General features: G+C 41.8%; 25 protein-coding genes. All 25 read left to right on the forward strand.

Annotation, left to right across the window (positions count from 1 at the left end):
* Positions 1 to 715 precede the first annotated feature (715 nt).
* Positions 716 to 2,026, forward strand: coding sequence for a site-specific integrase (locus tag BN35_RS00060; protein WP_028901054.1), 1,311 nt, complete (start codon positions 716 to 718; stop codon positions 2,024 to 2,026).
* Between the two features lie 191 nt (positions 2,027 to 2,217).
* Positions 2,218 to 2,505 (forward strand): DUF3853 family protein, encoded by a 288-nt coding sequence (locus BN35_RS00065; protein WP_025072469.1) that lies wholly within the window; start codon positions 2,218 to 2,220, stop codon positions 2,503 to 2,505.
* Between the two features lie 436 nt (positions 2,506 to 2,941).
* Positions 2,942 to 3,526: a hypothetical protein gene (locus tag BN35_RS00070; protein WP_025072471.1), complete on the forward strand. Its 585-nt coding sequence runs from the start codon at positions 2,942 to 2,944 to the stop codon at positions 3,524 to 3,526.
* A gap of 80 nt (positions 3,527 to 3,606) precedes the next feature.
* Complete coding sequence (locus tag BN35_RS00075; protein WP_025072472.1) at positions 3,607 to 3,924, forward strand: helix-turn-helix domain-containing protein; 318 nt, start codon at positions 3,607 to 3,609, stop codon at positions 3,922 to 3,924.
* Between the two features lie 3 nt (positions 3,925 to 3,927).
* Positions 3,928 to 5,202: a type II toxin-antitoxin system HipA family toxin gene (locus BN35_RS00080; RefSeq protein ID WP_028901053.1), complete on the forward strand. Its 1,275-nt coding sequence runs from the start codon at positions 3,928 to 3,930 to the stop codon at positions 5,200 to 5,202.
* A 458-nt stretch (positions 5,203 to 5,660) separates the two neighbouring features.
* Complete coding sequence (locus tag BN35_RS00085; RefSeq protein WP_234396719.1) at positions 5,661 to 6,167, forward strand: hypothetical protein; 507 nt, start codon at positions 5,661 to 5,663, stop codon at positions 6,165 to 6,167.
* 11 nt (positions 6,168 to 6,178) lie between these two features.
* Positions 6,179 to 6,865: a ParA family protein gene (locus BN35_RS00090; RefSeq protein ID WP_028901052.1), complete on the forward strand. Its 687-nt coding sequence runs from the start codon at positions 6,179 to 6,181 to the stop codon at positions 6,863 to 6,865.
* The gene (locus BN35_RS00095; protein WP_028901051.1) at positions 6,858 to 7,340 is read left to right on the forward strand and encodes a hypothetical protein; all 483 of its coding nucleotides are present in this window, start codon (positions 6,858 to 6,860) and stop codon (positions 7,338 to 7,340) included. The genes BN35_RS00090 and BN35_RS00095 overlap by 8 nt, the downstream gene beginning before the upstream one ends.
* A gap of 248 nt (positions 7,341 to 7,588) precedes the next feature.
* Positions 7,589 to 8,260, forward strand: coding sequence for a hypothetical protein (locus BN35_RS00105; RefSeq protein ID WP_025072478.1), 672 nt, complete (start codon positions 7,589 to 7,591; stop codon positions 8,258 to 8,260).
* Positions 8,261 to 8,284: 24 nt separating this feature from the next.
* Positions 8,285 to 8,569, forward strand: a complete 285-nt coding sequence (locus BN35_RS00110) for a DUF3127 domain-containing protein (protein WP_025072479.1) — start codon at positions 8,285 to 8,287, stop codon at positions 8,567 to 8,569.
* Positions 8,570 to 8,835: 266 nt separating this feature from the next.
* On the forward strand, positions 8,836 to 9,255 hold the full coding sequence (locus BN35_RS00115; protein ID WP_025072480.1) for a hypothetical protein: 420 nt from the start codon (positions 8,836 to 8,838) through the stop codon (positions 9,253 to 9,255).
* Between the two features lie 127 nt (positions 9,256 to 9,382).
* Complete coding sequence (locus BN35_RS00120) at positions 9,383 to 9,742, forward strand: DUF4134 domain-containing protein (RefSeq protein WP_028901050.1); 360 nt, start codon at positions 9,383 to 9,385, stop codon at positions 9,740 to 9,742.
* An 84-nt stretch (positions 9,743 to 9,826) separates the two neighbouring features.
* Positions 9,827 to 10,111 (forward strand): DUF4133 domain-containing protein, encoded by a 285-nt coding sequence (locus BN35_RS00125; RefSeq protein ID WP_028901049.1) that lies wholly within the window; start codon positions 9,827 to 9,829, stop codon positions 10,109 to 10,111.
* 35 nt (positions 10,112 to 10,146) lie between these two features.
* On the forward strand, positions 10,147 to 13,065 hold the full coding sequence (locus BN35_RS00130; RefSeq protein WP_028901048.1) for a TraG family conjugative transposon ATPase: 2,919 nt from the start codon (positions 10,147 to 10,149) through the stop codon (positions 13,063 to 13,065).
* Complete coding sequence (locus tag BN35_RS00135) at positions 13,053 to 13,829, forward strand: hypothetical protein (RefSeq protein WP_025072482.1); 777 nt, start codon at positions 13,053 to 13,055, stop codon at positions 13,827 to 13,829. The genes BN35_RS00130 and BN35_RS00135 overlap by 13 nt, the downstream gene beginning before the upstream one ends.
* 29 nt (positions 13,830 to 13,858) lie before the next feature.
* Positions 13,859 to 14,548 (forward strand): hypothetical protein, encoded by a 690-nt coding sequence (locus BN35_RS00140; protein ID WP_025072483.1) that lies wholly within the window; start codon positions 13,859 to 13,861, stop codon positions 14,546 to 14,548.
* A complete protein-coding gene (locus BN35_RS00145) occupies positions 14,545 to 15,216 on the forward strand; it encodes a DUF5045 domain-containing protein (protein ID WP_025072484.1) in 672 nt (223 codons plus the stop codon). The genes BN35_RS00140 and BN35_RS00145 overlap by 4 nt, the downstream gene beginning before the upstream one ends.
* 22 nt (positions 15,217 to 15,238) lie before the next feature.
* A complete protein-coding gene (locus tag BN35_RS00150) occupies positions 15,239 to 16,615 on the forward strand; it encodes a hypothetical protein (protein ID WP_174362003.1) in 1,377 nt (458 codons plus the stop codon).
* Positions 16,616 to 16,626: 11 nt separating this feature from the next.
* On the forward strand, positions 16,627 to 17,223 hold the full coding sequence (gene traK / locus BN35_RS00155) for a conjugative transposon protein TraK (protein WP_025072486.1): 597 nt from the start codon (positions 16,627 to 16,629) through the stop codon (positions 17,221 to 17,223).
* A 4-nt stretch (positions 17,224 to 17,227) separates the two neighbouring features.
* On the forward strand, positions 17,228 to 17,719 hold the full coding sequence (locus BN35_RS00160; RefSeq protein ID WP_234396724.1) for a hypothetical protein: 492 nt from the start codon (positions 17,228 to 17,230) through the stop codon (positions 17,717 to 17,719).
* Positions 17,719 to 18,972 carry a conjugative transposon protein TraM gene (locus BN35_RS00165; RefSeq protein WP_025072488.1) on the forward strand — a complete coding sequence of 418 codons (1,254 nt, stop codon included), beginning with the start codon at positions 17,719 to 17,721 and terminating at the stop codon, positions 18,970 to 18,972. The genes BN35_RS00160 and BN35_RS00165 overlap by 1 nt, the downstream gene beginning before the upstream one ends.
* Before the next feature lie 46 nt (positions 18,973 to 19,018).
* Positions 19,019 to 19,969 carry a conjugative transposon protein TraN gene (traN, locus tag BN35_RS00170; RefSeq protein ID WP_025072489.1) on the forward strand — a complete coding sequence of 317 codons (951 nt, stop codon included), beginning with the start codon at positions 19,019 to 19,021 and terminating at the stop codon, positions 19,967 to 19,969.
* Positions 19,966 to 20,466, forward strand: a complete 501-nt coding sequence (locus BN35_RS00175; protein ID WP_025072490.1) for a hypothetical protein — start codon at positions 19,966 to 19,968, stop codon at positions 20,464 to 20,466. Before traN ends, BN35_RS00175 begins: the two co-directional genes overlap by 4 nt.
* A 25-nt stretch (positions 20,467 to 20,491) precedes the next feature.
* The gene (locus tag BN35_RS13855) at positions 20,492 to 20,710 is read left to right on the forward strand and encodes a hypothetical protein (protein ID WP_025072491.1); all 219 of its coding nucleotides are present in this window, start codon (positions 20,492 to 20,494) and stop codon (positions 20,708 to 20,710) included.
* 18 nt (positions 20,711 to 20,728) lie between these two features.
* Positions 20,729 to 20,878 carry a hypothetical protein gene (locus BN35_RS13860; RefSeq protein ID WP_174362004.1) on the forward strand — a complete coding sequence of 50 codons (150 nt, stop codon included), beginning with the start codon at positions 20,729 to 20,731 and terminating at the stop codon, positions 20,876 to 20,878.
* Positions 20,879 to 20,892: the final 14 nt, after the last annotated feature.

Genomic DNA, 20,892 nt, shown 5'->3' on the forward strand with positions numbered 1-20,892 from the left:
ACGGAGCATTACAGGCGACTTTCCTTCTTTGTTCTCATAGTTTGAGCGTAGGTAGAAGGACACCTTGAAATTTGTTCTCATAATGCATCATTCTTTTGTGTAGCACTCGGCTGCAAAGTTAATACTTAATACCTTGAAAAAGAAAGAGTTGATGCCGTCAATATGGTATTCAAAATCCCGTCACTGCTACATTTTTTGCTACTGCAATTTTTGTGTAGCAGTAAGTGTAGCAGAAATTGACCGAAAGATGACTGTCAAAATATAGGGTTATGCCGTCAGGCTATGGAGGTATATACAAAGAAAAATCGTTGTAAAACCTTGATTTTACAACGATTAGCTAATTTTTGAAGGCTAAATTGACAACCCTTGTGAAGTCCTTTTGAAGCCTATTAGCGGAGAGAGAGGGATGAAGACTATAAAACAAAATCATTTAACATCATTATCAAATAATATCAAAACATCTTGAAAATCAACTCCTTGTTGATATGTTTTGAAAATATATTGTTCGATTGATAATGTTAGTTCCAATAATCCGCCTCAAAAAGTGGGTCAAGCGGTGGGTCAAGAAAAGGAGTTCAAAAATTCCTTCACTAATATAACTCGCCCAGTCATTCAAAAAAATATTTTTACAAAACCATTTTACAGCCAAAAAGTGGGTCAAAAGATAGGTAAAAGATGATGGATTTGATTAACTTTGAAATAAAAGTTATCAGATATGATCATCAAGCGAACAATAAAATACTCTATTCAAAACCAGCGTAATGCTGGAAGCCGACTTCGTATGCGTGTTTCGTACAATGGTTGCAGGGTGGATTTTCAGACAGGAATCGTTTTGAACAAGGAGTATTGGGATGATGTGCAACAGCGTGTATTACCTTTGAACTCTAATGTTGTCATGGCTACTGATCTAAACGATCAGCTTTCTCAGATGTTGACAGATATGATAGCAGTATTTCGAGAATATGAACTTCTAAATGTAGTACCGACAGTGCCAGAACTTCGCAATTCTTTCACAAAACAACGTTCCTCTCACACACAAACCGCACACCAGAGCAAGAAAAAAGATAGTACTCTAACCGTTCAACAAGTGGATAAAAAAAGGAACGGAACAAAAGATAAGGGTTTCTGGAAGTATTTTGATGAATTTGTCAAAGTTAATGGAAAATTGAACGACTGGACTTCTGCAACCTATGAAAAATTTGCTGCACTTCGGAATCATCTATTTACTTTCGACAAAAAGCTCACCTTTGACAAGTTTGATGAAGATGGCATAGCGAACTTTATTGATTATCTTGGCAAAAAAGGTATGAAAAACAGTACCATCAACAAGCAACTTGGTTTCTTGCGGTGGTTTTTGCGTTGGTGCTACGAGAAAGGCTATCATACAAACCATACATTTGAATACTACAAGCCAAAGTTGAAAAATACGACCAAACGTGTTGTGTTCTTGACAGCAGAAGAACTGAATACGCTTGAAACATTTCAAATACCTGACAAGTATGTAGCCCTCGGTCCTGTACGTGATGTATTTCTCTTCACTTGCTACACTGGCTTACGTTACTCGGACGCTTGCAACCTTACATGGGATGATATACATAATGGAAAGATAGAGATAGTAACCGTCAAGACCTCTGATCGTCTTCTCATAGAAATCAATTCAAAGGCACAAGCTATACTGGATAAGTACGCAGAAATACATTTTCCTAACAAGAAGGTTTTGCCGGTAGTAAGTAATCAAAAGATGAACAAACACCTGCATACGCTTTGTAAGTTGGCAGGCATAGATGGATCTATCAAATCAACCCACTATGAGGGAAATAAGCGAGTCGACGAAGTACACCCCAAATACGAACTTATAGGTACACACTGTGGACGACGTACTTTCATTTGCACCGCATTGGCAAAAGGAATACCGCCCAGTGTAATAATGAAGTGGACTGGTCATAGTGATTATAAGGCCATGAAGCCCTATATCGATATAGCCGATGAGGTAAAATCTGAATATATGAAACAGTTTGACAAATAAAAACATAGCTCAAAACACGCATTATGAAATAATTTTTATTATATTTGCAATGTCGTTACGATGCACTTTAATACATTTGTCGATTTGGTAGATAGCTTTCTTCCCGACAGCCTTTAATAAATTTTCGCAACGACAAGTGACCTTCCAAACCAAAGGTCATCATTATGTCTAAACGTATTAAAGTGTAAAATATGGAATTATCAGAATCATTCCTGAAAACCCCATTGGCAGAGCTATCCGTTAAGGATTTCGTCAGTCTTTTGAAAGAATACCAAGGCAGCTATGAAACATCATCAGAACAGTTGTTTGATGAAGACGTATGGGTGTCAGGGTATAAGAACCTTGCCAAATATTTGCATTGCAGTGTACCTACCGTATGCCGTCTTGTAAAGACTGGTAAAATCGATCCTGCCATCAGGAAGATAGGCGCAACCTATTGGTTTAACAAGAATATGATACGAGATTTAATGAAGGTATGAGGCATGAAGAAATTCCTTAAATCAATAAATTTAGTAGAATGGCTCCTGATTAGAAAAAAAAGAATTATCAGTTCCAGACTACTAAATGCAGAATAAATTCTTGGCAGCAGTTTTCAGATACTATGTCACTATTGGCTATCGTTGCTGGTGTCATAACTATCATTACTAAAAGAATAAACAAAAAAAGTGAATTAGAGATATAACTTATGCTTTAGCAACCATATTCACGTCAGACCGCAACAAGGATGAATAAACTTATCAAAAGAAGGTATAACTTGGTATATTGTTTGAGAAAGAAGGGAGTCAGATGCCTGTCCAAGGAGCGAATTATATTCTTTCCTTACAATCAAAATCCAAACGCAGTCAGGCAGATAAGTTGCTTGTGTCGAGAATATCACTTTCACGTTCAGTTAGAATTGTAAAAAAATAAATAATTATGCGCAAAGAAAATAAAATTTTAGTAACCCAAATTGGTGATATTGAAGAGGTAGATGTCATCTTTGATGATGATAATAACCTATTTTTATATTCTTATAGTGGAGAAGACGAGTTTTATAGACCAGATGGGGCTTATAAAATATTCGATAATAAGGAACAAGCCGAAGAGTATGTGAGAGAAAACATAATTCCTTTCGACAAAAATAAAGTCAAAGAGTATCTTACTAAAAGATATGAAGTTAATTCTATCAGTGAAATGAAAGATATTTTACCTGACAGTATTATTAAGAAGTGTTCGCGCCCCTTCCTTCACATATGCGATTTGGGGTGTATTCAATATGATCTTCTTAGAAATGCACTAAAAGGTATTTTCTGTATTAATGCAATAACCTTCAGAAAAGAAGAAGTTGCATACATCAAGCATGGGAAAGATGACTGGGTTGAAATTACATTAAAAGATGGTACAAAAGTAACACCTCGAAATGAGGATGAAAATTTAATCATCCGCTGGTGCTTCGGAGGCAATCCTTCAGGAGTCCATTATACGAATATCAAAAAACCTGTGGAAACAGAAGAGGATTAAGTAAAGAATAAAAAATATACCAGAATAAAGTAATATAAACTAAACATATTATTGTATCTTTGCACCGTAAAAGATACATTATGACAAAGTTTACTAAAGCTAACTGGATGACCAGAGCATTACAAGAGAAGTTAAACGTGGTGGGCGAGCAGTTCCGCCTTGCCCGATTGCGCCGAGACCTGACGATGGACCAGGTAGCTCAACGTGCGCAATGCACAAGGCTTACCCTATCACGTTTGGAGAAAGGTGAGCCTACAGTGTCTTTCGGTGTGGTAATGCGAGTGCTCAATGCCCTGCAACTCGAAGATGACATTCTTCATTTGGCTAAAGACGATGAGTTAGGACACATGATACAGGACTTGGGTATCAAGAATAAGAAACGAGCTTCAAAAAGATAACACATGGAAAAGTTAGATGTTATAGCCAGTTTCGACTGGATGGATAAAGAAGAGAAAGTTGGCTCTCTTGGGCATGAATACCTAAGAGGTTCTGACGTGTTCTCTTTTGAGTTTGATAAAACATGGCTCAAACGCTATCCCAAGATAGACTTTGGATGTGATCTTCGCCCTTACACTGGCGTACAATATAGCCAGGGTAATCATATCTTCGGTTGCTTCTCTGATGCTCTTCCTGACAGATGGGGTCGACGGTTGATAGACCTCCGTGCCTCACTGGAGACAGAAGGGAAAGCAAGCCATACCTTATCTGATTGGGACTATCTCAAAGGTGTGGAAGATGAGATGCGTATGGGTGGCTTCCGCTTCCAAGACCCAGCAGACGGTACTTTTATCAGTTCTACTCCCAGTTACAGTGTTCCACCCACCATACACATTGACGAACTTCTGCAAGCAGCCAAGGAGATTGAGAAAAGCGAATACAAGCATTTGGAGCCTGAAAAGAAATGGGTGCAACGTCTCTTCCAGCCTGGTTCCTCGATGGGAGGCGCACGTCCGAAGGCTTGTGTGCAAAGTGGCGGTCAGCTTTATCTTGCCAAATTTCCTTCCATCAATGACGACATCAACGCATCTCGATGGGAACACTTTGCCCACCTGATGGCTAAAGAGTGTGGCATCACCGTGGCAGAAACACAAGTCATCAAAGCTGGCACTGGTCAGGATATACTTCTGTCTAAGCGGTTTGACAGAACAGAGGATAATAAGAGAATCCACATGGCTTCCTCGCTCACCGTTCTCGGTCTCGCTGATGGCGATGGGCAAAGGAATGGCAAAGGCTATTTGGATATAGTGGACTTTATCATTTCAGGCGGTGGCAACCATATAGAGGCTAACTTGGAAGAATTATACAGGCGAGTTGCCTTCAATATCTGTATTGGCAATACCGACGATCACTTTAGGAATCATGCCTTCCTGCTTGGTAAGGATGGCTGGGAATTGTCCCCTGCCTATGACATGAACCCAACGAACAGTATGTTTCAGGCATTGCTTATCGATGCCAATACAAATGAAAGCTCCCTCAACCACCTTTACAATGCCCATGAGCTTTATATGCTGGATGAGACCACCGCAAGAGGCATTATCATGGATGTAACAAGGAACATGAAGTATTGGGAGAGTATGGCAGAGGACATAGGACTTCCCCGACGAGAGATAACATACTTCACAGATCGTTTTGAACAGGGTATGGAATTTCAATATGGAGCAGGTCTTCGTCGATGAGATTAAATTAGGGAGGCATTCTATCTGCCTCCCATTTTGCTTATACTGTATTAAAACATCATTCATGCTTTTATGCAAGATAACTTAACATAAAAGCAAAACAACAAATAAGCATAAAAACAAAATATATACTTTCCAAGCAAGCATAAAGTTTGCCAAACAAGAAATTTGATTTTATGTAAAACAAAAAAATCATGCCTTTTTTCTTGCAACATTGGCCGACTTTTTCTATCTTTGCAACATCATATTAATTGCTCTCCCCCTTTGTTCGGGTGTCAAGGCAGACTTGTACTGTTGTGAGCGAATTACATGTTATGGGGTCCCTCTCCAATGGGTATTTGCCCAAGTGACCTACCAAACTATGGAGATTGTTGTTTTAGCAGGTTTTCTTTAAAACCGCAACAATCACGCCCTAAGTGGGTGCATAGTTTAGTAACGTGTATTTAAATATGATAAAAATGAAGAAAAATTATTTTTTGATTGCAGCAATGACAGCGAGTCTATCTTTGCCAGTGTCCTTTACCTCGTGTGGTTCTAACGGCTACGATGACGGTATTGAAGCTATTGATGCAGCAAACTCTGTCATCAGAATGAAAATCTCCTTGTCAGGCGACTATGCCAAGTTCGATCCGTTCCTTTCCTTTAAAGCCTGGGACTTGAAAGGCAAGGGCAAGGATATTCACACTTCGACAGGTAAAGATGTGAATATGATTTGGGAGCAGTATTATGAGAAAAGTCCATTCTCTACGGCATCTGCTCAAATCAAAGGCTCTTATTCGTCTTTTTCTGCCTCACTTATTCTTACCAACTCTGACAGACAGGAGGGTAAAGTAAGTATCCGTGCCACGGTGTACAAAGATGAAAAAGTTATTCGTGACCAGACTTTGAACGTAGAAATACTGCCTTCTGACATATCAACCAGTATAGGCTATGTACCAGAGCAAGGTTTCACAAAGATCAATTAGGAGGATAGACGATGGAACAACAAGAAAACAGAATTGTCCTTTTTGCCAATCAAAAAGGAGGAGTCGGTAAAACTACCCTATGTGGTTTGTTTGCAAACTATCTCTCCGTTGATAGGAAAGTGCCCTTGCTCGTTATTGATGCCGACCCACAACAGACTTTCTCGGGTCGTCGTAAGGATGACTTGCGCAGACAGGCAGATGTTCCCTATGTGGTACAGTCTATGACTATCAAGAATCCCGAAAATACCCTCACCATCATGAAGAACCTGCGCACACTGCCAGGTACGACGGTGATTGATACCCCAGGTAGTTTGACACAAGACGGTATGCTCCAGCTCTTGATCAATGCCGATTACATCATTTGCCCCTATCACTACGATCTCAACACGATAGATTCCACACGTGCCTTTATCCTTGCGGTATTCCGTTTGCGTCAGACTCACCCACAAATCAGAGCACAATTCATCTTTGTCTGCAACAAGTACGATGTGCGAATAGGCAAAGGAAGCGAGTTGAAGGCATGGAAGATTGTGGACGAATACTTTCAGAAGTTCGGTATTCTCGCTCCTCGCATAGGTAGTTATGCTGACTTGGAACGTTACAACACTATTGGCAACAACGACAAGATGGCTAAACATATCAAACGTTGTTTTAATTTCATTTACAAGACCATATATAACATAGAAGACAATGAGTAAGTATAAATCAGATATAGCCGACTCTGCATCGAATATGATGCAGCTGTCAGGAACATTGGAAGGGATGCTCCAGGATATTCATGGACAAAAGGAAGTTTCTACCTCACAAGAAGAGAGTATTGAAATTGCAACACCAGCAGTGCCACCTCCTACACCAGTAGCCCCGAAAAAGGCTAAAAGGCAGAAACAGCCTGTTTTATCCCAGGCTCCTGCTCCGACAATGGTAGATGGTGATGAGCTTTGGACAGCCTTCTGTACCCAGTGTGCAGAAGAAGACAACTTGCCCAAAGTAGTAGGGAAAGATGGCAATATGACCCTTTGCAAAGTAAACAAGGATATTCTTGCCACATTCCGTAAATATGCAGTCGGTGGCTACTCCACCCAAACCATCGTCAACGCCATCCTTCATAGTTTTGTGCTGCATTACAAGAAGGAGTTTAGTCAATACAAGGTTACAGGTAAGCCTCTGTTATAACACCGGTATGCTTAAAGAGTACTTTCAGAAACTTGGCAGAAATGCTATTTCCAAATGTTCGAAATGGCTCTTGATTGCGGTCATTGCTTGCATCACATGGATTGGCTTCATTGATGAGCAAGTCAAATCAACAGGCCAAAGACTATACGAACAAGGGCAGCAGCTTTACAAAGAGACTGAAAGCCCGCCTTTGCCTCCAGCTAAGAAAGACAGTGTGCTTAATAAGTATATCGAAAAGAATAAACACTATGAGTAGAATTGCAACCATATGGAACGCCGACAAGATTAACTACCTGGTCGAAAATTATGCCCATGCGAGCAATCGTAAGTTGGCAGATACCCTTGGTGTATCTATCCCTTCTGTTAAGATTAAGGCTCGTGAACTGGGATTAAAGAAAGAGTGCGCCAAACGCAAGATATTTCCTTCGTTGGAGGCTAATATTCTTAGAATGAGTGAAAGCAGCTCGTATCGGACGATTGCGAACAAGCTGAACATATCCGTTTCTTCGGTACACTCTACCATCAACGAAGCTACCGCAAAAGGCTTTCAAAAACGTAGTCGTGAGAAGACTGGCAAAATCATGTCCGAGACAAGGGTACGTCTCATCAAGAGGGAGCGAGCAAGAGCCGTTTTCGGACTCAACCAGAAGACAAAAATCAAGCTGTTCCCCAACAAACAGAAATACCATATGCGAGACCGCCTGAAAAGATGCAGATATGAAGTTGAGCATAATGGTATGGATGTTTATATTGATGATGAGACACGCCGTCATGCCAATATCGAGACGGAAGCACAGAAAATAGGATTCAATATACAACTCCCCTACATAACATATTATTCATTAGATTTTGTTACAGAGAACGGTGACGCAGAAGAAGAAATCTTCACCGAGCTTAAAAGAAAGAACATTCATGGTTAATAGATTAACTTAAAACAAAAAATTATGTCACAATGCAAAGGAAAGGTCATCGCAATAGGCGAGACCAAAACTGGCGAAAGTCAGAGAGGTAAGTGGGCATCCCAACAGTGGGTGGTCGAGGAGCAAGGGCAGCAATACCCTGAACATTGGGTGCTTGAAACCTTCGGTGAAGAGAACATCAACAAATACGACCTTCATGTTGGCGATGTGGTGGACGTGAAATACAATGCACGCTACACGGAGAAGAATGGCAGCTACTATTCTTCAAACCGCCCTTGGGAGGTGGAAAAGGAGCAACAGCAAGCCTAATCCACAGAACCATGATAATGATAGATACGGACAACACTTTTTATGCTGTCCGTATCTTTTTTGTTACACTATGTGGATAATAAAGCCATTAAATCACTGAAAAAGCAATCCACAAGTCAGTTTCTTTCCCTTGATAGTTATAAAAGACACAAGTATTATTGTGTTTTGGTTCCAAAACCATACTTTTGTAATCGTTTTTGCAAAGAACTTTATTTGAACTTTGAAATTTTGCAAAAAACAAAGAAACATAAAACTTATTTGCGTCTATGTTTGGAACATTCATGACCGTTATCATTATCGGGTATATAGGCTATTATGGATATAACATCATTCATGATCTGTATTTTGACAAGTCAGGTGAGATAGTCGTTGCTGCCCACGTCGAGGAGCAGGAAGTGGACATCAAGGACGAATTAGGAAGTTTCACCCAATACGATGCCAACGAAGACAGAAAGATTGCCGAACAAAAGAAAATGCAAGCCAAAGCTACCGAAGGAACGTCAGCGGAGGAAAAAGGATCAGCTTTTGCCCAAAAATCTGCTATTCCTAATCCTGATGCACCAGCAACCATGACTGGAGGGATAGAGGCAGACCAATTGCCTAATCTTGTCGATTCTTTGGAAAACACCGAGGAAGGTTCCGACTTCTTTGTCATCAAGTCGGCCTTTACACCTGCTGGTCTATAGCGTTATCATATTTAAATACACGATAGGTTCAAAGCCGTCCTGTGCAGTTTCCTGTTGTATGGGAAATTACCGAAAGGCTTCTTTGTACGGTACTTTAATTCGAAATATTATAAACATTTAAATTTACATGTTTCAATTAAAGCGAGTTTTCAAATTTGTAAAAAATGGATGTGAAAGAGTCATTGGCTCTTCTAAGCGTGGCCTTGCAGCCTTCGTTCTCGGTGCCATGTATGGCGTTCAGGCCTTCGCACAGAGTAAAGGTGCTGGTGGCTTCACATCTGCAACTTCTGAAATTAAAAGTTATGAAGGACCAGTCAAGAACCTCATGTATGCCATTGCTGCAGTGATTGCATTGGTTGGTGCTTTTAATGTGTACTTCAAAATGCAGAATGGCGATCAGGACGTGAAGAAGACCATCATGATGACTATTGGCGGTTGTGTCGCAATGGTTGCCATGGCTACAGCTCTCCCAATGTTCTTCAAGTAAGGATTACAAGCAAGATATACCCGATATAAGGATTGCAAAATCCTCTTATCGGCGTATATTACGCTAACTTAAAGAATCTTATCTATGGAAGAAATCATCAGTTATCCAGTATTCAAAGGACTTCAAAAGCCCTTAGAGTTTATGGGGATCCGTGGCAAATTTATTTACTATGCTGCTGGTACCTTCCTCTTTGGATTTATCGGTTTTTTGGTTTTTAACATCATATTGGGATTCTTCGCAGGCTTGATAGCCTTGGCTGCCATCGCAGGAACTGGCATTATTTCAATCTTTATCAAGCAGAAACTCGGCTTACATGCCAAGAAGCGTTACAAAGGTATTGTACATTACACAGGTTTATTTGATTATTGATAGTCCTAAGATACACCCATAATATGCAAATATAGATGGCAAAGAAGAAAGAACGCCCATTTGACAAACTATACGCAGAACTCGAAGACATCAAGGATGCTCGTGGCGACCTGATGAATACTGTTCTTTTCTCGAAGAATGGCAATTGGTCTGTTATCATCGAAATAGAAAACCCTGTGCAGCAGTACTGCACGGACTCCGCCTTGTACTATGGCTATGCAGATATTCTAAGCAATATCATTCAGACTTTGGGTGAAGACTACTGTCTGCAAAAGCAGGATGTGTTTTGCAGACAAGGCTATGAGTATGAAATTACCGATGATATGAGCTTCTTGTATCAGTCGTATTTTAAGTATTTCAAGAATCGTGAATACACCAACATTCGTACTTTCCTTATTATCACCCAGGAAGTCAAACAAAGTTCCTTTGTGAAGTATGATCCGAAGGCATGGATCGACTTTCACTCAAAAATCGGCAAGGTCATCAATATCTTAGTCGAAAAGGGCATCCCATACTATAAATTAAACAAGAAAGAAGTGGCCGAGTACGTCCACCGCTTCCTTGCCTTCGACTTCAAACCGCATCCATTCTCGTTGAACAACATGAATGTTACGGATGAGTACATCAAGGTAGGCGACCGTGCCATCAAGTCGTTTTCGCTTGTCAATATCGACACGATAGACTTGCCCACCTTTATCCGTCCATTCAACACGATGGCAGTAAACGGTTTCAACATAGCTACCGACCTATTATCGTTTCTCGCTGATATACCATTTACCGACTGTGTAATCTACAATCAGGTCATACAGATACCACAACAGCGTCCGCTGATGCGGAAACTGCAAGGGAAAGCAAAGAGACACGACTCCATGCCTGACCCAAGCAACAAGATTGCCAAGGCCGACATCGACCTTGTGTTAGATCTCCTTGCCAAAGAAAGCCAGTTGCTCGTCTATACAAACTTCAACATCATCACTTCTTGTCCTCTTGCTAAGGTCAATGGTGTTACCTCATATTTGGAAACCAAGCTATACGACTGTGGCATCATGCCTTCAAAGGCCTGCTACAATCAGCTGGAGCTATTCGTCAATTCGTTCCCTGGTATGTCGTATTCCTTCAACAAGAATTACGATCTATTCCTGACGCTCGCCGACTCTGCCCTCTGCCTGATGTACAAAGAGCACATGAAGCATAGTGAGGAATCAAGGCTCAATGTTTTCTACACCGATCGCCAGGGCATTCCTGTTTCCATTGATATTACAGGTAAGGAAGGTAAGGTCAAATACACCGACAATGCCAACTTCTTTTGTCTCGGTCCAAGTGGAAGCGGTAAGAGTTTCCACATGAACTCCGTTGTTGCCCAACTCCTTATGCAAGATACCGATGTCGTGATGATTGACACTGGTGATAGTTATGAAGGCATCAGCCATTATTTTCATGGAACCTATATAGCCTATAGCAAGGAAAAGCCAATCTCGATGAATCCCTTTAGCATTACTCCAGAAGAGTACAACCTAAACTTCGGAGAGAAAAAGCAGTTCCTCAAATCCCTTATCTTCCTCATCTTTAAGGGCAATGAGGAGCCTACAAAGATCGAGGATAAAATTATCAATCAGACCCTCGTGGAGTATTACGACGAATACTTCAACCCCTTTGAGAAGTTCTCCGAGAGGGATCGTGAGAAATTGCGTGAACGTTTGATGCTCGAAGACAAGAAGAATGGCGAGTATGATCGTTATGAAGAGAAACTGGAGGAGAAATATGGCGATGACTATACCATTAGTGAACTGGAGGTAAAAGAAACAACCACTTCCGTTGCTGGTAATAATGATGATGAGAAAACAAACAAAGAATCGGAAGAATTAGAGTTTACCAAAGAAGAGAAAGACCATCATGCCAAGATAGAGCGACTAGTAAACAAGTTGCGTGGTGTAATCAGTGACAATGCGGCCACAGATGGTGAAAAAGTCAACGCCAATCGTCAGCTTGTACGCTTAATGCCAGAACTGATAGAAGGCAAATATCTCATGCGCATTGAGAAGAAGATAGACAAGATAGAAAAGCAGCGTAAGAAACTGAATGTCAAAAATCTATCATTCAACACCTACTATGAGTTTGCGCTGGAACGCATCCCTCAAATCATGACAGAGAAGAAGATTGACTTTGATATAGACAACTTCGCTGCCATATTGGAGCAATTCTACATCGGTGGAGAGCTGGAACACACCCTTAACAACGACCTCGACAAGTCACTCTTCGATGAGAAATTCATCGTTTTCGAGATAGACAAAATCAAGGATGCCCCTATTCTCTTCCCGATAGTTGTACTGATTATTATGGACGTATTCCTACAGAAGATGCGTCTTAAAAAGGGACGAAAGGCACTTATCATCGAAGAAGCATGGAAGGCTATTTCTTCCCCGACTATGGCTGGGTATATAAAATATCTTTATAAAACGGTTCGTAAATTCAATGGTATTGCAGGAGTTGTAACACAAGAGTTGAATGACGTGATAGACTCGCCCATTGTAAAAGAGGCGATTATTAACAACTCTGATGTGAAGATACTCTTGGATCAGAGCAAGTTCAAAGACCGTTACAGCGATATATCCGCTATTCTCGGTCTAACCGACGTACAGCGACAGCAGATCTTTACGGTCAATGCCTTGCCACCTAAAGAAGGCATCCCTTATCATAAGGAGGTATGGATTGCTCGTGGTCAGTATTCAGACGTGTATTCTGTGGAAGTTCCCCCTGAATGGTATTGGGCATTCACCACCGAGCGAGTAGAAAAAGAGGCTTTAAAAATCTATGAGCGTGCCTTTGACAACAACATCGAGCAAGCCATCACACATATTGAGGAAGATCGCAAGAAGATGAAGATAGGGCGTTACTTTGATTTCGCCGTACTGGTCAATAAACATCAAAACATAATGAGCTTATGGGAAAGATAAAAAAACTGATGATTGTCATGGCAATCATGTCGTTCTCGACCACTTCTGTCAATGCCTGGGTCAGAGTGGTGTTTGATAAGAACGCTATCGCTGCCGTTGGTGCCAATACAGCCTTTCAGACACTTATAGAAAATAAACATAATGCCCAGCTGGACTCTATCCGTTCCAAACAAGCCAAGATTATGTCCTATACTACTTCGATGGCATCCATCAAGGAACTCTATCGTATGTCAATGCAAAACATTAGTGGTTTCGGTGAGGAGTCGGCTTATTACAGACAGATGGCAGAGCAGTTTATTAAGGTGCCAGGCAATACAGCAAGAGCTGTCAAAGCCATAGGCAGATGCCCCGGTATCAATTACATCAACAGTCTCAATGAGATTGTTAATATACAGGCGGAGGTAGTCGGCTTGATAGAAGATTTCGTGGATATTGTCAATAATGGCAAGGTTGACCTCTCTGCCTTCACCAGTGGCAAGAGCAACGATAAAATTTCTGCATTTTTGAAGAACGCCCACTTAGGCAAAGGTGATGGTTACAACTTCCTTGATCGTTACGAGCGTCTGACACTCGCCAATAAGCTACTCTCACATATCATCGATATAAATATGCGCCTCCAACAGATTGAGTACATCTGTGAGTTTTGCTGTACATTCAGCAACCTCATGTATTCAATCGACCCTTTGACATGGGCAACCTTCTTTTCGGGGAAGAACATAGTGGATGATGTCGTCAGCGACTGGAACTATCATATGAATAGCTAAAAAAAGTAGAATCTAAAAACGAGAATCGTATGAAAAAAACACTTCTATCCTTGCTACTGCTTGTTAGTTTCCTAACATCAAGCCAAGCAGGTATTATAGGCCCAGATGACCTGCCAACCATTTCAGCCTTGATAGAGCTTCACAAGAAGATGGCCAAGGCCGAAGATGTTGCCGTAAAGCAAGTAGGCACAAGTTATGGTGAGCAGCAAATTGCAACCAACAATTCATCGAAGTTCAACGATGTGCGCACAACGCTCAACACCAAACTCAACAACGCGAGCCAGTGGATCTTTCTTGCAGCAGCCGTTTCCAAGACCACACTCGATATTGGAAATACTATCAAAGAATACATACAGTTTGTAGAGCTTACAGGGAAAAATATCTTCCGCAAACCCCAGATTGCGTGGTATTTCGCCGAGGCCAACTATAATGTCAGCAAGCGAGTGTCACTGTTAAAGAAATCCGTGGCTATGTTAGTAGCCTCTGAAACGAATATCCTAAAAGCCTCTCTTAGCGAGAGAATCCAAATGATATGCGAGATACAAGACCAAATAGCCGTGATACGAGGCATTATCAGTCAGGCACTCTTTTGGAGCAGATGCGTGGATATTGGAGGTTTTAAGTATGACTATATTTGGGATATTCTCAATAGTGATGCGCTTGAAGGAATAACCAATGACATAATAGGAAAGTGGAACCAAAACCTCACAACTATATGAAAAAGTATTTATCTATATTATTCGCCCTCTTGTTCTCTACGACAGTGTTTGCGCAAATGCCAGTAAGGGACAAGCAGAAGGAGAATCAAATCCGTTCTATGGAGCAAGGTCATTGGGACTTTTCCCCTGATTGGTGGTATTATCTCTTTCATAAAAATTATAGTGGCGCATCTCTGAAATGGCATTGGAGAGGACTTAAGTCAGGGTATAGGGTTCACTTTGATGAAAGCAGATCAAATGTAAAAGCGGTTGGATCACGACGTGAAGCACAACTTGCAACATTGTTGCTGAAAAAGAAAATTGTTGAAACTGAGCGCAAGCAGATAGAGGAACTCAACAAAGAAGAAATAGCTCGTGCAGCCGACCGCAATGTTGACCTTGTATATGGAAAGTATAAAGACCTATTCGCTGGTATGCAATCTTCCATTACCGAAGGTCTTACCTATTGTATGATTCGGAGTAAGGGGAAGCTTTCCAAGAGCATAAAGGAACTCACAGATAGGAATGAAGTCATAACTTCTAACATCTCCAACCTCCGAAAAACAGGGATAGGTTATGAACTTGAAAATGTCAAAAGGGAAAAAGGCTTTGCCCAAGCCAAGAAAGACATGGAAGAGTTGGTGAAGAAAGTAACCTCCCTTGCTCGTGTTGCCAAAGCCTTCTATTAAAATAACATTATAAAACAAAATTATGACAGATTTACTGTTAAATATAAACATGACATTAAACATCTTCATTGATCAGTTGCTGACAATGGGATTGCCTGTCATTGATGAAAGCCTTAACAAATTGTTGGGCGTAATGAAGTCTTCGCCAACGCAGGGCTTATATGGTGAGATGTTGAGTATGGCAAGAGGATTGGGGATTAGCCTCGCTCTTTGCGTTGGGTCATACGAATGCTGGATGATGATGCTGGGTCGTCGTGGTATGGATGTAATGAAAATTGCTCGTATTATCGGTCTTGCCCTCTGCATACAGTTTTCAGGTACAATTTGTAGTGCATTAGATACTCCAGGGAATTGGCTTGAAAGCAGGACGCACGGTATGGCCACTGCTGCCAACAAGCAAGTTGCAACATTAGAGCTTGCCGTGGCTAAAAAGCAGCAAGAATATGTAGATTCTCTCCGTAGTCAGCAGGCCAAACAAGAAGAACAAAAAGAAGCCCAGAATGCAGCTACAGAAGATGGATTATTGGATAAAATCCAGCACAGTGTCGAGAATATTGGTAATAGCATTAAGAATTATGCCCAACAAGCAGCAGTTCTTGTAGAAACAAAGATTAGCGAGTGGGCTAACGATATTATTCGATTTATCGGCGAAATTATCTTTCAAATGACCTATTACGGAATGTTGGTCGGGCAAAGGATTTTCCTAAGCGTACTAAAATTGTTCTGTCCTGTAATGTTTGCACTGTCTATTGTACCACCATGGAGAAGTGCATGGTCGCAGTGGATTTCTAAATATCTGACTGTTTCCCTTTGGGGATTCCTCGTCTATCTTATTGTATATTATGTCGATTTTATAATCATGTATTATTTAAGATCTGACTTGACAGCTTATAACAGTCTTCTTCACAACGCAGCCAAATGGAACAATATTGGTGCCCTTGGTATGCAAGCTATTGGTACAACCTGTATGTACGTTGTTGGTATGCTTGCTGGAGCCAAGATATTGAGCATGGTGCCAGAGGTATGCTCATGGCTTATCCCAGGCGGCGTGTCGTCAAGCGCAGGTTCTGCTGCCGGAGGGGTCGCCGCTGCCGCTGGCGTTGCTGGAGTTAGTGCTGTCGCAGGAGCTGCTGGTGGTGCAGCTTCTGTTGCAATGCCAGCCGCTGGGAGTGTTATAAGTCATACTGCGACAACTGGAGCAGCTGCCGTCGGAGGTGCCATGAGCGGTGCTCGTGGAACAGTTGATGGTGGTCTTAACACACTGGCAGGAGCATTCGGGGGAGGAATTATGGCTGCAGGTCGCCAAATGGGGCATGACATGTCCCAATCCTCTTTAGGAAAATCAGTAAAAGGCGCAGCTGGCACAATGAAGGATGCCTATAATCGAGGCAAAAAATAAAGAAGATAATTATGCTTATACAAAGTTTAGAAAAAAAGACAAGGCTTGCCCTTACAACCGTATTGCTAACCATCGTTGGCAATGTGGTCGTATGTGGTATGCTGATAGCCTATGGAGCGAAGATACTATCCGAGGAGCGCAGTCAGGTATATGTTCTCGACGGAGATATACCGTTTCTTGCTCAACGTAGCCAACAAGAGGCCAACTTCGTCATGGAAGCGAAGGCCGCTATACAACTCTTTCATCAATACTTCTTCACCTTGCCACCTGATGACGACTATATCAAATGGACGCTGGGCAAAGCTATGTACATGGTCGATGGAACAGGTATGAAACAGAAGCAAGCCATGGAAGAAAACGGTTTCTTCTCTGATATAGTCTCTTCGTCGGCTATTTGTACAATCATGTGTGATAGTATCAAGTTGGATGAACATAGCAGAAAGTTCACCTATTATGGAACGCAGAACATCAGACGGCGTACCAAGAGCATCCGCCGTACCCTGATCACCAGTGGAGAACTGGAGAATGTGCCAAGGACACAGAACAATCCTCATGGATTGCTCATCACCCATTGGAAGACATTGAAGAATATAGACCTTGAATATTAACGACATGACAACAAAAGGGAAACAGAAAGAACTGCCCAAGTATAAGCGGCAGATACGTTATGTGTGTTGGAAACTCGCCAAAGGGTGGAATGTTAAGAACAAGATAGAGAAGAGCAATCAGTGGGCATCCGAAAATCGCAAGACCTTCTTTGCATTGGTGGTCGGCTTTCTTTCTTTTGCTTTCGTGTCCACAGCCATCTCTATTCTGTATGACATGACCCGCCCCAGCACTGATACTACACAGATGGATTTCAGTGGCAAGACCGAGTCGATTGAGAACATCCAACCTATAATGAATGGACTTCGACAAATCGACGAAAGAAAGAAAAGCGAGAAGATAGAAATCAAGCAGCTCACTGATAAAGGTGTTGCCATTCATAAAGAGCTGGATTCTCTGCTTGCCATTGACGTGAAGAGTCATGAGGATTCTGTCCGCATCATACAGGACTATCGTCAGTTAGAAAACATCGTAAACTTTTTAAAGAAAGGAAAATAATGAAGAAACTAAATCTCAAACAGCCGAAATACATCTTTCCGCTTGTTGTTTTCCTCCCTTTGACGTTCCTTGCATATGAGGTTTCCAATATGTTTGACGGTAACAGTACTGCATCCACTAAGGTTGCTACCGACTCTCTCAATATGGAACTTCCCGATGCCGACAATCAGGCAATGAAGGATAAAATGGCATCAATGGGAGACCGTGGAATGGGCGAAGATGGCTATTCGGCTATTGATGGACTCGGCAGCGATGAGCAAGAGAAAGACTCTTCGGGTAACGGCTACAGTGAAGGCGAATTGAATCAGATTGACAAAGACAATGCCAACCGTATAGCTCAGCAAAAGGCACAGGAAGAAATGGAGCGCAGTCTTGCCGAATCAAGAAAGCATATCAACGCCTATTCAGACGGTGGATATGGTGGCAGCTACGGCGGAGGATCAAGAAGAAGCAGTGGTGGCAGCAGCCGTCGGGATGAACTTGATGACTATGCCAAGGAGCTTGAATACATACAGAAGCGCAGTCAGGCAGCACAGCGTGCCATCGATGCAGGTAGTGGCAGCTACGGAGGCTATGGGGACGGCAATGACTCTTATGGCTATGATGGCAATCCATATGCAGGAGGTTATGGTGGAAACGGACGCTCCAACCGCCGGACTGGAGGGAAATCAAAGAAAGCTATCGAAAAGGTGCAGACGGTAGAGAAAGTCAACAGCCCTAATGCCGAGCGTTTCAACACAGTGTCTTTTACAAAGAATGTAGATGCACCGCTTATCAAGGCGATAATCGATAAGACCACCAAGGCCCATGAAGGAACTCGACTGCGTTTCAAGCTGCTCGACGATGTTACCATCAACAAGGTACTCTTGAAAAAGGGTACTTATCTCTATGGCCTTGTTACTGGCTTTGGTCAGCAGCGAGTCAGAGCTAATATCACGAGTATTCTTGTGGGCAGCAAGTTTATCAAGGTTAACCTGTCTGTTTATGACAATGATGGTATGGAAGGCTTTTATGTGCCTGAATCAGCTTTTAGAGACTTGATGAAAGAGGCTGGTTCGCAAGCCATGCAGCAGAATATGCAGTTTGGCAACAACTACGGATCGACGCTCAACGGCGAGTCGGTAGCATTGCAAGCACTGCAAAACATCTATCAGTCAGCAAGCAATGCCGTCTCTGCCAATATGCGCAAGAACAAGGCTCGTATCAAATATAACACTATCGTCTATCTTATCAACACTTCTGCCGAAGAATGACACCATTAGTCGTTAACGGACATACAGAATCAAAACAAAGAAACCAATGAGAAATTTAGTATTAACACTATTAGCAATTCTTTGCACCACTTCAACCTGGGCGCAGAAGAAATACCATGACATCGTACCCGATACATCCAAGGTACATTATATCCATCGTGAGAGTATGGAGAATGCCTATATCTTTGATAGCGACCTCCGCAAGAACACGATATATGTGAATGAGCAGGTGACTACCCATATCGTCATGCCAGAGAATATCAAGCTCGTTGATATATCCACCACCAATATCATCGGTAATCAATGTGCGGACAACATCGTACGTATCAAACCTGCTGGCAGGATGTATGATTACGAGTTGGCTGGTACGATGACGGTTATTGGAGAACGACACATATCACAACTTAATGTTGTCTATGTGAAGGGGCCAGCTCGCGCCAATTCCATCTACAACATCAATCTCCAGGACACCAAGCGTTACAATAATCCTGATGTGCTGATGCCTGAAGCACAAATGGCACGTTGTGCCTGGGCTATCTATGCCATGCCTGCCCGGTTTCACAATATTCAATATAAGAAGTATGGTATTAAGGCAGTTGTCAATAACATATATGCCATTGACGACTACTTCTTTATCGATTTCTCTCTCTACAACAGTACGAAGATTAAATTTGATATTGACGAGATACGTATTAAGCTCACCGATAAGAAAGAAACCAAGGCAACCAATACTCAAACGATAGAACTTACCCCAACCTATATGCTCAACAAGGTCAATTCATTCAAAAAGGGCTACCGCAATGTGATTGTGCTGAACAAGCTCACCTTCCCTGATGAGAAAATTCTCAATTTGGAGATTTCCGAAAGTCAAATTTCAGGTCGTGTTATCTATATCCCTATAGAGTACTCTGATATTCTTCATGCCGATGGATTCGATGAGCAGATGATGAAGAGCCTAACGAGAAACTATAATTATAAAATAGGAGGACAGCGATGAAAAAGATATTCCTATCCCTGATGTTGGCTTTCTGCCTACTCCCACAAACCCATGCTGGCGAGGATGACGAATATATCACCCTCAATACAGGACTATTGTTCCAAAATACCCTCAATGCTACATTTGGGTATGAGAAGGAGCTGAAATATGACAATGCCTTTGAAATCTTCGGTGAAGTTGGCAACCGCTGGGCTAAAGACCCCGAATGTGGCAAAGTATGCAATAAGTCCTTTTGGAAGAACTACTACTGGAATGGCGGAATCCTATACAAGAAGAGTTTGGTGCGTTGGAAAAATTCAACGCTCCGTCTCGACCTCGGTCCAGTGGCTGGTGCCTTTCGTGGAGATTATTTCTTTGGGGCAGAGGGCAGCTTTGAATACAGCTATACCTTTACGAATGGTTGGAAGTTCGCTCTCAAACAAAAGAACAACGTGAATTTCATGCACGGTGATACCTTCCGTAATGGTTTCACCATTGGTGTGAAGATACCTCTTTAACGATAACTGATATGAACCAAAAAGTATGAAAAGAAAAGTCAACTTTATGATATGGGCAGTAGCTATAATGCTACTGTCTTTTCAGATGTCTTCATGTTCAGAACATATAGAAGACTGGCATGGTAATGTTACGGCAGGATCTATCCTTCTTTCAAACTACAGTATCATATCCGCACATGGATATGACGCTTCAAAGATGACCGCCGTGGGTGTCGTCATTGGCACAAGACAGGATAGTATGTGATTTGTCTCTACAAAGAATTTGGGACAAGCTGCTGATCTTGATACACTCATGAGTGTTCCCAGCGTTTCGGCAGACGAGAACGCACTTTGTGGCATCGACAACACATCCTCTATCCTCAAAACTGACCCTGCACAGGTTCGCCCGATCCTGCGCATGAAAATGAACTAACCGATTATCCACTC

This window comes from Hoylesella timonensis 4401737 = DSM 22865 = JCM 15640, from assembly GCF_000455445.1.
Classification (GTDB): Bacteria; Bacteroidota; Bacteroidia; order Bacteroidales; family Bacteroidaceae; genus Prevotella; species Prevotella timonensis.